The sequence below is a fragment of the Pseudomonas sp. ADPe genome, from assembly GCF_014843515.1.
Taxonomy (GTDB): domain Bacteria; phylum Pseudomonadota; class Gammaproteobacteria; order Pseudomonadales; family Pseudomonadaceae; genus Pseudomonas; species Pseudomonas citronellolis.
The window spans coordinates 7,138,960-7,154,046 of sequence record NZ_CP062122.1; the positions used below are offsets into that span (position 1 = coordinate 7,138,960).

General features: G+C 67.7%; 15 protein-coding genes. 11 read left to right on the plus strand and 4 right to left on the minus strand.

Annotation, left to right across the window (positions count from 1 at the left end; all coding sequences use genetic code 11):
* The first annotated feature begins 30 nt into the window (after positions 1-30).
* The 5 genes from ccoS (at position 31) to IG194_RS32145 (ending at position 4,253) form a co-directional block, all read left to right on the plus strand.
* Complete coding sequence (ccoS, locus tag IG194_RS32125; protein WP_009622827.1) at positions 31-258, plus strand: cbb3-type cytochrome oxidase assembly protein CcoS; 228 nt, start codon at positions 31-33, stop codon at positions 256-258.
* Complete coding sequence (locus IG194_RS32130; protein WP_009622828.1) at positions 251-943, plus strand: sulfite exporter TauE/SafE family protein; 693 nt, start codon at positions 251-253, stop codon at positions 941-943. The genes ccoS and IG194_RS32130 overlap by 8 nt, the downstream gene beginning before the upstream one ends.
* A gap of 386 nt (positions 944-1,329) precedes the next feature.
* Positions 1,330-2,712: an oxygen-independent coproporphyrinogen III oxidase gene (hemN, locus tag IG194_RS32135; RefSeq protein WP_009622829.1), complete on the plus strand. Its 1,383-nt coding sequence runs from the start codon at positions 1,330-1,332 to the stop codon at positions 2,710-2,712.
* A gap of 158 nt (positions 2,713-2,870) precedes the next feature.
* Positions 2,871-3,605, plus strand: a complete 735-nt coding sequence (anr, locus tag IG194_RS32140; protein ID WP_009622830.1) for a transcriptional regulator Anr — start codon at positions 2,871-2,873, stop codon at positions 3,603-3,605.
* A 99-nt stretch (positions 3,606-3,704) separates the two neighbouring features.
* A complete protein-coding gene (locus IG194_RS32145) occupies positions 3,705-4,253 on the plus strand; it encodes an adenine phosphoribosyltransferase (protein WP_009622831.1) in 549 nt (182 codons plus the stop codon).
* A gap of 157 nt (positions 4,254-4,410) precedes the next feature.
* Here IG194_RS32145 and IG194_RS32150 read toward each other — a convergent pair whose 3' ends face one another.
* Positions 4,411-4,872: an Lrp/AsnC family transcriptional regulator gene (locus tag IG194_RS32150; RefSeq protein WP_009622833.1), complete on the minus strand. Its 462-nt coding sequence runs from the start codon at positions 4,870-4,872 to the stop codon at positions 4,411-4,413.
* A gap of 272 nt (positions 4,873-5,144) precedes the next feature.
* Here IG194_RS32150 and IG194_RS32155 point away from each other — a divergent pair, with 272 nt between their 5' ends.
* The 4 genes from IG194_RS32155 to lpdA are packed head-to-tail and all read left to right on the plus strand — an operon-like array spanning position 5,145 to position 10,110.
* Positions 5,145-6,377 (plus strand): 3-methyl-2-oxobutanoate dehydrogenase (2-methylpropanoyl-transferring) subunit alpha, encoded by a 1,233-nt coding sequence (locus IG194_RS32155; RefSeq protein ID WP_058490032.1) that lies wholly within the window; start codon positions 5,145-5,147, stop codon positions 6,375-6,377.
* Positions 6,374-7,426, plus strand: coding sequence for an alpha-ketoacid dehydrogenase subunit beta (locus tag IG194_RS32160; RefSeq protein WP_009622837.1), 1,053 nt, complete (start codon positions 6,374-6,376; stop codon positions 7,424-7,426). Before IG194_RS32155 ends, IG194_RS32160 begins: the two co-directional genes overlap by 4 nt.
* Positions 7,427-8,698: a dihydrolipoamide acetyltransferase family protein gene (locus IG194_RS32165; protein ID WP_064987598.1), complete on the plus strand. Its 1,272-nt coding sequence runs from the start codon at positions 7,427-7,429 to the stop codon at positions 8,696-8,698.
* Positions 8,699-8,703: 5 nt separating this feature from the next.
* Complete coding sequence (lpdA, locus tag IG194_RS32170) at positions 8,704-10,110, plus strand: dihydrolipoyl dehydrogenase (RefSeq protein WP_058490033.1); 1,407 nt, start codon at positions 8,704-8,706, stop codon at positions 10,108-10,110.
* 113 nt (positions 10,111-10,223) lie between these two features.
* On the opposite strand, the gene IG194_RS32175 is transcribed toward lpdA, so the two are convergent.
* The 3 genes from IG194_RS32175 to IG194_RS32185 all read right to left on the minus strand — a co-directional run bounded on the left by IG194_RS32175 (position 10,224) and on the right by IG194_RS32185 (position 11,693).
* A complete protein-coding gene (locus IG194_RS32175) occupies positions 10,224-10,544 on the minus strand; it encodes a LasR-specific antiactivator QslA (RefSeq protein WP_176707165.1) in 321 nt (106 codons plus the stop codon).
* 519 nt (positions 10,545-11,063) lie between these two features.
* A complete protein-coding gene (locus IG194_RS32180) occupies positions 11,064-11,366 on the minus strand; it encodes a helix-turn-helix domain-containing protein (protein ID WP_058490034.1) in 303 nt (100 codons plus the stop codon).
* A 24-nt stretch (positions 11,367-11,390) separates the two neighbouring features.
* On the minus strand, positions 11,391-11,693 hold the full coding sequence (locus IG194_RS32185; protein WP_058490035.1) for a LasR-specific antiactivator QslA: 303 nt from the start codon (positions 11,691-11,693) through the stop codon (positions 11,391-11,393).
* A 740-nt stretch (positions 11,694-12,433) separates the two neighbouring features.
* Here IG194_RS32185 and IG194_RS32190 point away from each other — a divergent pair.
* A complete protein-coding gene (locus IG194_RS32190) occupies positions 12,434-14,203 on the plus strand; it encodes an FAD-dependent oxidoreductase (RefSeq protein ID WP_058490036.1) in 1,770 nt (589 codons plus the stop codon).
* Positions 14,170-15,009, plus strand: a complete 840-nt coding sequence (locus tag IG194_RS32195) for an aldo/keto reductase (protein ID WP_058490037.1) — start codon at positions 14,170-14,172, stop codon at positions 15,007-15,009. Before IG194_RS32190 ends, IG194_RS32195 begins: the two co-directional genes overlap by 34 nt.
* Positions 15,010-15,087 lie beyond the last annotated feature (78 nt).

Sequence of the window (15,087 nt, forward strand, 5' to 3'; positions counted from 1 at the left end):
AGGCGCGCAGGCCTTTTCAACGGAGTCGATATGCCCGCTCTCTACGTAATGATCCCGGTGGCGCTGATCATCGTCGCCATCGCCGTCTGGATCTTTTTCTGGGCGGTGAACAGCGGCCAGTACGACGACATGGACGGCCCGGCCCACAGCATCCTGTTCGACGACGAGGACCCCAAGCACCAGGCCGGCATCGACGAGGCCGAAGGCGCCAAGGATGCGCAGACCGAAGCCCGGGACAAGGACTCGCGCGATGCTTGAGCTGGCGCCCATGCTGGCGTCCGCGCTGATCCTCGGCCTGCTCGGCGGCGGCCACTGCCTGGGCATGTGCGGCGGCCTGATGGGCGCGCTGACCCTGGCCATTCCAGCGGAACAGCGCGGGCGCCGCCTGCAGCTGCTGCTGGCCTACAACCTCGGGCGCATCCTCAGCTACGCCGCCGCCGGCCTGCTGCTGGGCCTGGCCGGCTGGGCCATCGCCAGCACCCCCTTCGCCTCGGCGCTGCGCGTGGTCGCCGGCCTGCTGCTTATCGCCATGGGCTTGTATCTGGCTGGCTGGTGGAGCGGCCTGACGCGCATCGAAGCCCTCGGCCGCGGCCTGTGGAAATACATCCAGCCCTTCGCCAGCCGCCTGCTGCCGGTGGCCAGCGTGCCGCGCGCGCTGCTGCTCGGCGCGCTCTGGGGCTGGCTGCCCTGCGGCCTGGTCTACAGCACCCTGCTGTGGACCAGCAGCCAGGGCTCGGCGTTGGAAAGCGCGCTGCTGATGCTCGCCTTCGGCCTGGGCACCTGGCCGGTGCTGCTGGCCACGGGGCTTGCCGCCGAACGCATCACGGCGCTGCTGCGCAAACGCAGCGTGCGCATGGCCGGCGGCCTGCTGGTGATCCTCTTCGGCCTGTGGACCCTGCCCGGCCCGCACCAGGCGTGGCTGATGGGGCATGCGATGCACTGAAGCCCCGCGCTTGGCTTTTCGTAGGAGCGAGCTTGCTCGCGAACGGGCTTCTCACCCTGGTGCCTGGCCCGAAGAGCGCCCTCTCCCTAACCCTCTCCCTGAAGGGAGAGGGGACCGTTCGGAGTGGTCTGGTTTTCCCGAGTCAGCCGGCAGGCACGGTGGTTTTCGGCTGAAGCCTGCCTGTTCTCGGCACGGACAAGCCCCCTCTTCCTTCAGGGAGAGGGTCACGGACTCCACCCCAACTCCAGAACCAACCCCGACACCACCGCCCACCAGCCCCCCCTCCAACGAGGTACCCCCTGCGACCGCTTGATGCAGGTCAAGAGGCTTTTCCCACAGTCTCCCTAGACTGCGCCGAAAAGCTCGCCTGATTCGGGGACTGCGGCATGCTCGACGATATCCGCTGGGACACAGATCTGATCCGTCGCTACGATCTGTCCGGCCCGCGCTATACCTCCTATCCCACCGCCGTGCAGTTCCACGAAGGCGTGGGCCCCTTCGACATGCTGCATGCCCTGCGCAACAGCCAGAAGGCCGACCGGCCGCTGTCGCTCTACGTGCACATCCCGTTCTGCGCCAACATCTGCTACTACTGCGCCTGCAACAAGGTCATCACCAAGGACCGCGGGCGCAGCGCGCCCTACCTCGCCCGGCTGATCCACGAAATCGAGATCGTCAGCCGCCACCTGGGCAAGGACCAGTGCGTGGAACAGCTGCACTTCGGCGGCGGCACCCCCACCTTCCTCAGCCCCGGCCAGCTGCGCGAACTCATGGGCCAGTTGCGCGAGCACCTGAACCTGGTGGAAGACGACTCCGGCGACTACGGCATCGAGATCGACCCGCGCGAGGCCGACTGGTCGACCATGGGCCTGCTCCGCGAACTGGGCTTCAACCGCGTCAGCGTCGGCGTGCAGGACTTCGACCTGGAAGTGCAGCAGGCGGTGAACCGCATGCAGAGCTTCGACGAGACCCGCGCCATCATGGACGCGGCCCGCACCCTGCAATACCGCTCGATCAACATCGACCTGATCTACGGCCTGCCCAAGCAGAACCCCGACAGCTTCGCCCGCACCGTCGAGCAGGTCATCGGCCTGCAGCCCAACCGCCTCTCGGTGTTCAACTACGCGCACCTGCCCGAACGCTTCATGCCGCAGCGGCGCATCAACGCCCAGGACCTGCCCTCCCCCGCGCAGAAGCTGGAAATGCTCCAGCGCACCATCGAGCAGCTCAGCGCCGCCGGCTACCGCTACATCGGCATGGATCACTTCGCCCTGCCCGACGACGAACTGGCCAGCGCCCAGGAGGACGGCACCCTGCAACGCAACTTCCAGGGCTACACCACCCACGGCCATTGCGACCTGGTGGGCCTGGGCGTTTCGGCGATCAGCCAGATCGGCGACCTCTACTGCCAGAACAGCACCGACATCAACGACTACCAGAACAGCCTGGACAACGGCCAGCTGGCCACCCGCCGCGGCCTCTACTGCAACGCCGACGACCGCGTGCGCCGCGCGGTGATCCAGCAACTGATCTGCCACTTCCAGCTGGACTTCGAAAGCATCGAGGAACGCTTCAACATCGAATTCCACGGCTACTTCGCCGACATCTGGGACGAGCTGGAGCGCTTCGCCAAGGACGGCCTGATCGAGCTGAGCCCGCGCGGCATCGACGTCACCGCCGCCGGCCGGCTGCTGGTGCGCAGCCTGTGCATGCTCTTCGACCACTACCTGCCGCACCAGAACCTGCAACGGTTCTCGCGGGTGATCTGAAGGAATTTGCTTAGAGAATAAGTACGAATCTGACCTTTTTTACATAAGGTTTCGGAATAAACGCCGGAATGTTCCGAAATCCACCCGGCAAGCTGGCAGCCGAACCCTTGGGTGCGTTACCCTTGCGTTTCTTGTGCCTTTCCACCCAAGGATCAACCATGGCCGAAACCATCAAGGTGCGCGCCTTGCCGCAAGCGCATTGCAAGGATTGCAGCCTGGCGCCGCTGTGCCTGCCCCTGTCGCTGAACAACGACGACATGGACGCCCTCGACGAAATCGTCAAGCGCGGCCGGCCACTGAAGAAGGGCGAGTTCCTGTTCCGCCAGGGCGACGCCTTCGGTTCCGTGTTCGCGGTGCGTTCCGGCGCGCTGAAGACCTTCAGCATCACCGACGGCGGTGAAGAGCAGATCACCGGCTTCCACCTGCCCAGCGAACTGGTCGGCCTGTCCGGCATGGACACCGAAGCCTACCCGGTGTCGGCCCAGGCCCTGGAGACCACCTCGGTCTGCGAGATTCCCTTCGAGCGCCTGGACGAGCTGTCCGAGCAGCTGCCGCAGCTGCGCCGCCAGCTGATGCGGGTGATGAGCCGCGAGATTCGCGACGACCAGCAGATGATGATGCTGCTGTCGAAGAAGACCGCCGACGAGCGCATCGCCACCTTCCTGGTCAACCTCTCGGCGCGCTTCCGCGCCCGCGGCTTCTCCGCCCAGCAGTTCCGCCTGGCGATGTCGCGCAACGAGATCGGCAACTACCTGGGCCTGGCGGTGGAAACCGTGTCGCGGGTGTTCACCCGCTTCCAGCAGAACGGCCTGATCGCCGCCGAAGGCAAGGAAGTGCGCATCCTCGACTCCATCGAGCTGTGCGCCCTGGCCGGCGGCCAGATGGAAAGCTGAAGGCGCGACCTTCCGGTCATCGCGCAAAACGGGCTCGCCTTGTGGCGGGCCCGTTATACTTGGGGGCTTCGAAAAGCCGTCACCAGGTACCCTGCCAGCATGATCCTCAACCAGCTCGACCTGAAATCCATGATCCGCGCGGTCCCCGACTTCCCCAAGGCGGGCGTGGTGTTCCGTGACATCACCCCGCTGTTCCAGTCGCCGCGCGCGCTGCGCTTCGTCGCCGACAGCTTCATCCAGCGCTACGTCGAAGCGGATTTCAGCCACATCGGCGCCATGGACGCGCGCGGCTTCCTGATCGGCTCGATCATCGCCTACGAACTGAACAAGCCGCTGGTGCTGTTCCGCAAGCAGGGCAAGCTGCCCGCCGACGTGCTGGCCCAGGCCTACCAGACCGAGTACGGCGAAGCCCTGCTGGAAGTGCACGCCGACAGCCTGTGCGAAGGCGACAGCGTGCTGATCTTCGACGACCTGATCGCCACCGGCGGCACCCTGCTGGCCGCCGCGCAACTGGTCCGGCGCATGGGCGCCAGGGTCCTGGAAGCCGCCGCCATCATCGACCTGCCGGAACTCGGCGGCTCGGCCAAGCTGGCCGACGCCGGCATCCCCACCTACAGCCTCACCGCCTTCGCCCTCGACGAGCAGTGAGGAGGCCCGCTCCTACAGGTTGCCGGGAAGCACGGCGCTTTCCCGTAGGATGGGTTGAGCGAAGCGATACCCATCACCGCCACCGCATGGGTTTCGCAAGCTCAACCCATCCTACGAAAGCGCCTCGGCGCAGCCGGCAAGTCAGTTGCCCGCCCCCTCAAAGCGGCGGCGCCGAGCGCTTGAGCACCGACTTCAAGGCGAACGCCGACTTGATCCCGGCCACCCCGGGAATCTGCGTCAGGGTGGTGGTGAGGAAGGCCTGATAGGCCGCCAGGTCCTTGACCACCACGCGCAGCATGTAGTCCGCGTCGCCGGTCATCTGAAAGCAGCTCATCACCTGCGGCGCCTGGACGATGCTTTCCTCGAACCGCGCCAGGTAGTCACCGGTCTGTTTTTCCAGGGTGACCGAAACGAACACGCTCATGGCCCCGGACAGGCGCTCCTCGTCAAGCTGGGCGAAATAGCCCTGGATGTACCGCTCTTCCTCCAGGCGCCGCACCCGGCGCAGCGTCGGCGTCAGCGACAGGCCGATCTTCTGCGCCAGGTCGCGCCAGCTCAGGCGGCCGTCGTCGGCCAGGGCGCGGAGGATCTTGAGGTCGGTGCGGTCGATGTCGGCCATGGCACTCACTTCTACGGAAGAGGGTTTTTGTAGTTCAAAGACACTAAATCTTCTGTCCAAAGCTAGTCAAATTGGAGCAAAAAACCAGCCGGTCACACCTATACTGAAATCACAAGAACAACGAACGAGGACCTCACCATGAGTGATGTCAGCACCCGCCGCGCTACCGCGCGCGGCACCCGCACCGTCGCCCAACCAGGCCAGTCGCACCCGCCCGGTCCGGCGTCTTCCGTCTGCTGATCCCCACCCCCGATCACAACTGGAGACCCACCATGACCGACTACGCTCCCCTCCGCCTGCACGTCCCCGAACCCACCGGGCGCCCGGGCTGCAAGACCGACTTCTCCTACCTGCACCTGTCCCCCGCCGGGGAAGTGCGCAAGCCCGACGTCGACGTCGAGCCGGCGCAGACCGCAGACCTCGCCTACAGCCTCGTGCGCGTGCTCGACGACCAGGGCAACGCCCTCGGCCCCTGGGACCCACAGCTCAGCCACGAACAGCTGCTGCGCGGCCTGCGCCTGATGCTCAAGACGCGCATCTTCGACGCCCGCATGCTCACCGCGCAGCGCCAGAAGAAAATGTCCTTCTACATGCAGTGCCTGGGCGAGGAAGCCATCGCCACCGCCCACACCATGGCCCTGCAGGGCGGCGACATGTGCTTCCCCACCTATCGCCAGCAGGGCATCCTGATCACCCGCGACTACCCGCTCAAGGACATGATCTGCCAGCTGCTCTCCAACGAGCAGGACCCGCTCAAGGGCCGCCAGCTGCCGATCATGTACTCCAGCCGCGAGAAGGGCTTCTTCTCCATCTCCGGCAACCTCGCCACCCAGTTCATCCAGGCGGTGGGCTGGGGCATGGCCTCGGCGATCAAGGGCGATACCAGGATCGCCTCGGCCTGGATCGGCGACGGCGCCACCGCCGAGTCGGACTTCCACACCGCGCTGACCTTCGCCCACGTCTACCGCGCCCCGGTGATCCTCAACGTGGTCAACAACCAGTGGGCGATCTCCACCTTCCAGGCCATCGCCGGCGGTGAAGGCACCACCTTCGCCAACCGCGGCGTGGGCTGCGGCATCGCCTCGCTGCGAGTGGACGGCAACGACTTCCTCGCCGTGTACGCCGCCTCGCAGTGGGCCGCCGAACGCGCCCGCCGCGGCCATGGGCCGAGCCTGATCGAGTGGGTCACCTACCGCGCGGGCCCGCACTCCACCTCGGACGACCCGTCCAAGTACCGCCCGGCCGACGACTGGACCAGCTTCCCCCTCGGCGACCCCATTGCCCGCCTGAAGCAGCACCTGCTGGCCCTGGGCATCTGGAGCGAGGAACAGCACGAGGCGCTGCACAAGGAACTGGAAGCCGAAGTGATGGCCGCGCAGAAAGAGGCCGAACGCCACGGCTCGCTGGTGGACGGCCACGTCTTCAGCGCCGCCAGCCTGTTCGACGACGTCTACAAGGACCTGCCGGAACACCTGCGCCGGCAGCGCCAGGAGCTCGGGGTATGAACGCCATGAATCCGCAACACGAGAACGCCCAGGCGCTCACCAGCATGAGCATGATCCAGGCGCTGCGCTCGGCGATGGACGTGATGCTCGAACGCGACGACGACGTGGTGGTGTTCGGCCAGGACGTGGGCTACTTCGGCGGCGTGTTCCGCTGCACCGAAGGCCTGCAGAAGAAGTACGGCACCTCGCGGGTGTTCGACGCGCCGATCTCCGAGAGCGGCATCGTCGGCGCCGCGGTGGGCATGTGCGCCTATGGTCTGCGCCCGGTGGTGGAAATCCAGTTCGCCGACTACGTCTACCCGGCCACCGACCAGCTGGTGTCCGAGGCTGCGCGCATCCGCTACCGCTCGGTAGGCGACTTCGTGGTGCCGATGGTGGTGCGCATGCCCTGCGGCGGCGGCATCTACGGCGGGCAGACGCACAGCCAGAGCCCGGAGGCGATGTTCACCCAGGTCTGCGGCCTGCGCACGGTGATGCCGTCCAACCCCTACGACGCCAAGGGCCTGCTGATCGCCTGCATCGAGAACGACGACCCGGTGATCTTCCTCGAGCCCAAGCGCCTGTACAACGGCCCCTTCGACGGCCACCACGATCGCCCGGTGACACCCTGGTCCAAGCACCCGCAGAGCCAGGTGCCCGAAGGCTACTACCGGGTGCCGCTGGACAAGGCGGCCATCGCCCGCCCGGGCAGCGAGCTGACCGTGCTCACCTACGGCACCACCGTCTACGTGGCGCAGACCGCCGCCGAGGAAACCGGTATCGACGCCGAGATCATCGACCTGCGCAGCCTCTGGCCGCTGGACCTGGACACCATAGTCGAATCGGTGAAGAAGACCGGCCGCTGCGTCATCGTCCACGAGGCCACCCGCACCTGCGGCTACGGCGCCGAGCTGATGTCGCTGGTGCAGGAAAACTGCTTCCACCACCTGGAAGCCCCCATCGCCCGCGTGACCGGCTGGGACACCCCCTACCCGCACGCCCAGGAATGGGACTACTTCCCCGGCCCGGCCCGCGTCGGCGCCGCCTTCAAGCGTGCCATGGAGGTCTGAATGGGCATTCACGTGATCAAGATGCCGGACATCGGGGAAGGCATCGCCGAAGTGGAACTGGTGGAATGGCACATCAAGGTCGGCGACGAGGTCCGTGAGGACCAGGTGCTGGCCGAAGTGATGACCGACAAGGCCACCGTGGAAATCCCCTCGCCGGTTTCCGGCAGGATTCTCGCCCTGGGCGGCGAGCCCGGCCAGGTCATGGCCGTGGGCGGCGAACTGGTGCGCCTGGAAGTGGAAGGCGCCGGCAACCACCGCGAAGCCGCGGCCAAGACCCATGAAAGCGCGCCCGCCGCAGAAGCCGAAGCGAAGCCCCAGCCGGCCAAGGAAGCACCGCGCGCCGAAGCCAAACCGGCCCCCGCGCCGCGCCCGGCAGCCGCCGCGCCGGCCCCGCGCCGCGCCCCCGGCGAGAAGCCGCTGGCCTCCCCGGCGGTGCGCCAACGCGCCCGCGACCTGGGCGTGGAGCTGCAATTCGTGCAGGGCTCCGGCCCCGCCGGGCGCATCCTCCACGACGACCTCGACCAGTACCTGGCCCACGGCGGCGCGGTGGTCGCCTCCGGCTACGCCGCGCGCCACGACGAGCAGCAGATCCAGGTCATCGGCCTGCGCCGCAAGATCGCCCAGAAGATGGCCGAGGCCAAGCGGCGCATCCCGCATTTCAGCTACGTCGAGGAAATCGACGTCACCGACCTGGAGGACCTGCGCCAGCACCTCAACGCCAGGTACGGCGCCAGCCGCGGCAAGCTCACCCTGCTGCCCTTCATCGCCCGCGCGATGGTGGTGGCCCTGCGCGAGTTCCCGCAGCTCAACGCCCGCTATGACGACGAGGCCGAGGTCATCACCCGCTACGGCGCGGTGCACCTGGGCGTGGCCACCCAGAGCGACAGCGGCCTGATGGTGCCGGTGCTGCGCAACGCCGAATCCCGCGACCTGTGGGGCAACGCCGCGGAAGTGGCGCGCCTGGCCGAGGCCGCGCGCCACGGCAAGGCCAGCCGCGAGGAACTCTCCGGCTCGACCATCACCCTCAGCAGCCTCGGCGCGCTGGGCGGCATCGTCAGCACGCCGGTGATCAACCATCCGGAAGTGGCCATCGTCGGCGTCAACCGCATGGTCGAGCGGCCCATGGTGGTCAACGGCCAGATCGTGGTGCGCAAGATGATGAACCTGTCCTCGTCCTTCGACCACCGGGTGGTCGACGGCATGGACGCGGCGGCCTTCATCCAGGCCGTGCGCGCCCTGCTCGAACACCCCGCCACCCTGTTCCTGGAGTGACCGCCGTGAAGCAGAACCAGACACTGGAAACCACCCTGCTGATCATCGGCGGCGGCCCCGGCGGCTACGTCGCCGCCATCCGCGCCGGGCAGTTGGGCATCCGCACCCTGCTGGTGGAAGGCGCGGCCCTGGGCGGCACCTGCCTGAACATCGGCTGCATCCCCTCCAAGGCGCTGATCCACGCCGCCGAGGAATACCTCAAGGCCCGCGAGTTCGCCGGCAAGTCCGCGCTGGGCATCAGCGTGCAGGCGCCGAGCATCGACATCCAGCGCACCGTGGAATGGAAGGACGGCATCGTCGACCGCCTGACCACCGGCGTCGCCGCCCTGCTGAAAAAGCACGGCGTGAGCGTGGTGCACGGCTGGGCGCAGGTCGTCGACGGCAAGACCGTCGAAGTCGCCCTGGCCGACGGCGGCACCCAGCGCATCCACACCGAACACCTGCTGCTGGCGGCCGGTTCGCGCTCGGTGGAACTGCCCTTCCTGCCGCCCGGCGGCAAGGTCATCTCCTCCACCGAAGCCCTGGCGCCCAAGGCCCTGCCCAAGCGCCTGGCGGTGATCGGCGGCGGCTACATCGGCCTGGAACTGGGCACCGCCTACCGCAAGCTGGGCGTGGAAGTGACGGTGGTGGAAGCCCAGCCGCGCATCCTGCCGAGCTACGACGAAGAACTGACCAAACCGGTGGCGGCGGCCCTGCGCAAGCTCGGCGTGGAACTCTACCTGGGCCACAGCGTGGTGGGCCTGGAACCCGATGGCAAAGGCCTGCGCCTGCGCGACGGCCAGGGCCAGCAACGGGTGATCGAGACCGACCAGGTGCTGGTCGCCGTTGGCCGCCGGCCCAACACCGAAGGCTGGAACCTGGAGAGCCTGCACCTGGACATGGACGGCCGCGCGGTGAAGATCGACGAGCAGTGCCGCACCTCGATGCGCAACGTCTGGGCCATCGGCGACATCGCCGGCGAACCCATGCTGGCGCACCGCGCCATGGCCCAGGGCGAGATGGTCGCCGAACTCATCGCTGGCAAGCGCCGCGCCTTCACCCCCGCGGCCATCCCGGCGGTGTGCTTCACCGACCCGGAAGTGGTAGTGGTCGGCCTCTCCCCGGACCAGGCCCGCGCCAGCGGACACGAAGTGCTGACAGCGAACTTCCCCTTCGCCGCCAACGGCCGCGCCATGACCCTGGAAGCCCACGACGGCTTTGTCCGCGTGGTGGCCCGCACGGACAACCACCTCATCCTCGGCTGGCAGGCGGTGGGCAAGGCGGTGTCGGAACTGTCCACGGCCTTCGTCCAGTCCATCGAGATGGGCGCACGCCTGGAAGACATCGCCGGCACCCTCCACGCCCACCCGACCCTCGGCGAAGCGGTACAGGAAACCGCCCTGCGCGCCCTGGGGCACGCGCTGCATATCTGAGCCCCCTGCGATACCCGCCGATGGGTATCGCTGCGCTCAACCCATCCTACGTCGCACACACCTGGCACCCGTAGGATGGGTTGAGCCTGCGAAACCCATCGACGCCCACGCCGCTAGCTGCCCGCCTCCGGCGCCAACAAACGCTGCTGCAAGCGCGCCAGGAAAGCCACCTCGTACGCCGTGCGTTGCCCCTCCGGAACCTGCCCCTCGCGACCGACCAACAGAACCGCCCAGAGGCTGGCCGGCTCCTTTTCCATCAGCCAGCGCTCGGCGCGTCGCTGCCCGGCATCGATGGCGGCCTGGCAATCCTGCAGCCAGAACAGTTCCAGCGCCGGCTGGCCGTCGGCGGCGGGGATGTGGGTGGTGAAGAGTTTTCCAGTCGGGTGGTGCGCGCGGGTAAAAGCGGGTGAATGCATTTTCTTGTGCTCCTGCATCGGATGGGAGCCACCTTCCAGCCTTCTCACGGGCAAGGGAGGCGGACCGTGCGAGGGTGAGAATCCGGTAATGCAGGCTACCGGCCGGGCATGAACCCGCCTCGCACGGCCGCCATAGAAATGCGTACCGCAGGCACAAAAAAAGCGCCCGCTGTACAGCCATGGCGCCACCGCGCCTGCATGCGTTCCACCGGGTTCTCACGCCCGATCACGACAATCGCCGTGACGGACGAACCCTAGCGAGCCCCACTCAGGCGCAACAAGGCGAAGTATCGCAGGCTTGTGCGTGAGCTTTCCCAATTTTCAGGGAATACCGGAAATATCTGTAGGAGCGAGCTTGCTCGCGGATGGAGTTTGCCGGTGAGTCAGGTGCGGGGCTGAGCGCCGGCCCTCTCCCTAACCCTCTCCCTGAAGGGAGAGGGGACCGTTGGGCAGAATTGGGTGTTCTGGAGTTAGCCGGTACCCCTTCCGGGCGAAGCGCGGCAACACGGCTCGACCGGGGACGCCCGAATGCCTTTATCAGAGAATCGCCTGCAAGCCCTTGTCGGCGATGACGTTGAGCAGTTTGAGCGCAGGCCCCGTCGGATGGGTTTCGCCTTGCTCCCACTTGCGCACGGTCGAAGCGCTGGTGTGCAGATGGAGCGCGAACACCGGCTGGCTGAATTTCAGCTCTTCGCGAAGGCGTTTGATGTCGGCAGCACTGAACTCCCGTACCGGCGGCGGGCAGATCGTGTCGAACTCGCGCATCGTCACCTTGCTGATCGCTCCCGCTTCATGGAGTGCAGCCAGGTCGTCACGCAGGGATTCAATGAGTTTGCTCACAATGCACCTCCAATAGCACGCCAGCTAGGTACTCGCCTCCTGCGCCAACAAACGCTGCTGCAAGCGCGCCAGGAAAGCCACCTCGTACGCCATGCGTTGCCCCTCCGGAACCTGACCTTCGCGACCGACCAGCAGGACCGCCCAGAGGCTGGCCGGCTCCTTTTCCATCAGCCAGCGCTCGGCGCGTCGCTGCCCGGCATCGATGGCGGCCTGGCAATCCTGCAGCCAGAACAGCTCCAGCGCCGGCTGGCCGTCGGCGGCGGGGATGTGGGTGGTGAAGAGTTTTCCAGTCGGGTGGTGCGCGCGGGTAAAAGCTGGGCGGTGCATATCCATCACTCCTGCATAGTAGGTTCGGAAGCCACCACCCAAACTTTCCACAGTTGGGGTGGCAGGCCGTGCAAGGGTGGAAATACCGGCTATGCAGGACCCGGCCGGGCCGAAGCCCGCCTTGCACGGCCCGCCATAGAACGACGTTCAGCGGGCACAAAAAAGCGCCAGTTGAACAGCTATGGCGCTACCGCGCCTGCATAGTTGGTCCGGGTTTCCACACCCGATCACGACAACCGCCGTGACGGACGAACCCTAGCGAGCCCCACTCAGGCGCAACAAGGCGAAGTATCGCAGGCTCGCGCGTGAGCTTTCCCAATTTTCAGGGAAGGCCGGAAATATCTGTAGGAGCGAGCTTGCTCGCGAACAGGGGTGCCGAGCCTTGCTCCGGAGTGGGCTCGAAGTCCGTAACCCTCTCCCCAACCCTCTCCCTGAAGGGAGAGGGGGCTTGTCCGTGCCGGCTGGGAACATAGTTTCAGCCGGCACCTGCTCAGCGGAGATTACCGGCTAACTCCTAAATACCCGAGCACACCGAACGGTCCCCTCTCCCTTCAGGGAGAGGGTTAGGGAGAGGGGCGAGGCCCAGCCCACCACCATGCCTTGCATGGATATGCCCATCCTACGTCCACTCCCCCGGCCGATTATCGACCAGTAGTTGCGCCCGATAGCTTGCCTTCACTCCGCCCAAAACCAGATTATGGAACCAAGTTCCAAAAACAATCCCGCGGAGTCCCCTGCCCATGTCCCCTGCCCCGAACCTGCCGCCCACCGACTGCGACCTGCTGGTGGTCGGCTCCGGCGCCGCCGGCCTGGCCGCTGCCGTTACCGCCGCCTGGCACGGCCAGAAGGTCATCCTGGTGGAGAAGGACGCGGTGTTCGGCGGCGCCACCGCCTGGTCCGGCGGCTGGGCCTGGGTGCCGCGCAACCCGCTGGCGCGCCGCGCCGGCATCGAGGAAGACATCGAGCAGCCGCGCACCTACCTGCGCAACGAGCTGGGCGACTACTACGACGCCGCGCGGGTTGATGCCTTCCTCGAAGCCGCGCCGCACATGGTGGCCTTCTTCGAGCAGCACACCCGCCTGCAGTTCGCCGACGGCAACGGCATCCCCGACATGCATGGCGACACCCCCGGCGCCGCCAGCGGCGGCCACCAGGTGATAGCCGCGCCCTACGATGCCCGCGAGGTCGGCGACCTGCTGCCGCGCCTGCGCAGGACGATGCGCGAGACCTCCTTCCTCGGCATGCCGATCATGGCCGGCGCCGACCTGGCCGCCTTCCTCAACATGACCCGCTCGCCGCGCGCGTTCGTCCACGTGGCCAAGCGCGTGCTCGCCCACTTCTACCACCTGGCCCGCTACGGCCGCGCCATGCATCTGGTCAACGGCGTGGCGCTGGTGGCGCGGCTGGCCAAGTCGGCGCAAGACCTGGGCGTGCGCCTGATGGAGTCCTGCCCGGCGCAGCGCCTGCTGCTGGAGGATAGCGCCGTGCGCGGCGCCGTGGTGAAGACGCCGCGCGGCGAACTGGAAATCCGCGCCAAGGCCGTGGTCCTCGCCGCCGGCGGCTTCCCCAACGACCCCGAGCGCCGCCGCCAGCTGTTCCCCCGCGACGCCAGCGGCCACGACAACCTCGCCCTGCCGCCGACGTCCTGCTCCGGCGATGGCCTGCGCCTGGGCGAAGCCGCCGGCGGCAGCGTCGAGACGAACCTGCGCTCGCCGGTGGCCTGGGCCCCGGTATCGAAGGTCACGCACCGCGACGGCAGCGTCGGCCACTTCCCGCACATCATCGAGCGCGGCAAGCCCGGCATCATCGGCGTGCTGGCCAACGGCAAGCGCTTCGTCAACGAGGCCCACGGCTACTACGACTACGTCAGCGCGATGCTCGCCGCCCTGCCCGAGGACCAGGAACCCTGTTCCTGGCTGGTCTGCGACCAGCGCTTCCTGCGCCGCTACGGCCTGGGCTACGTGCGCCCGGCGCCGCTGCCCATCGGCGCGCACCTGCGCAGCGGCTACCTCAAGCGCGGCGCCAGCATCGAGCAACTGGCGCAGGTCTGCGGCATCGACCCGCAGGGCCTGGCGCGGACCGTCGCCGACTTCAACCGCCACGCCCGCAACGGCGAGGACCCGGCCTTCGGCCGCGGCAGCACCGCCTTCAACCGCAAGCAGGGCGATGCGGCCAACCCCGGCCCCAACCCGTGCGTCGCGCCCATCGAGCACGGCCCGTTCTATGCAGTCAAAGTACAGCCGGGCTGCTTCGGCACCTTCGCCGGGCTGAAGACCGACGGCCAGGCCCGCGTGCTCGGCGCCGGCGGCCAGCCGATCCCCGGCCTGTACGCCGCCGGCACCGACATGGCCAGCGTGTTCGGCGGCCACTACCCCTCCGGCGGCATCAACCTCGGCCCGGCGCTGACCTTCGGCTACGTCGCCGGTCGCCACGCCGCCGGCGCCCACGACTACGAACCCCAAGCAGGAGCCACCCCATGCAAGCACGCATCCGCAACCGCCACGGCCTGAACATGCCCAAGCTCGGCCTGGGCACCTGGCCGCTGACCGGCGCCGAGTGCAGCGCCGCCGTGCGCCAGGCCCTGGAGCTGGGCTACCGGCACATCGACACCGCCGCCGGCTACCACAACGAGGACGCCGTGGGCCAGGCGCTGGCCGACAGCCCGGTAGCCCGCGAGGACGTCCACGTCACCAGCAAGGTCTGGTGGGACCGCCTGGCCCCGGCCGACCTCGCCCAGTCCCTGGACGACAGCCTGCGCGCGCTGCGCAGCGACTACCTGGACCTGTTCATGATCCACTGGCCGGGCAAGAACGGCAGCCTCGTCGGCGATGACCTCAAGCGCAGCGTCGAGGCCCTGGTGGCCGCCCGCGACAGCGGCAAGGCGCGCGCCATCGGCGTGGCCAACTTCCCCCTGGCGCTATTGCGCGAGACCGTGGAAACCCTGGGCGCGCCGCTGGCGGCCATCCAGGTCGAATACCACCTGATGCTCGACCAGTCAGCGCTGCTGGACTACGCCCGCGCCCACGACATGGCCCTCACCGCCTACACCCCGCTGGGCCGCGGGCGCATGCTGGAGGAACCGGCAATCCAGGCCATCGCCCAGCGCCACGGCGTGCTGCCCAGCCAGGTGGCCCTGGCCTGGCTGCTGGAGCAGGACGCCGTGGCCGCCATCCCCAAGGCCGCCAGCCTGGCCAACCAGCGCTCCAACCTCGCCGCCCTCGACCTGCGCCTGGACGACGAGGACCGCGCGCAGATCGCCGCCCTGCCGAAGAACGTCCGCCTGGTCAGCCCGGAATTCGCCCCGAAGTGGGACTGACCGTCCGCTGATCGCACACTTCCGCGTTCCCCTCCTTCCGCCCGGCCCGGCCAGAAACCGCGCTGGGCCTTGCAGCGC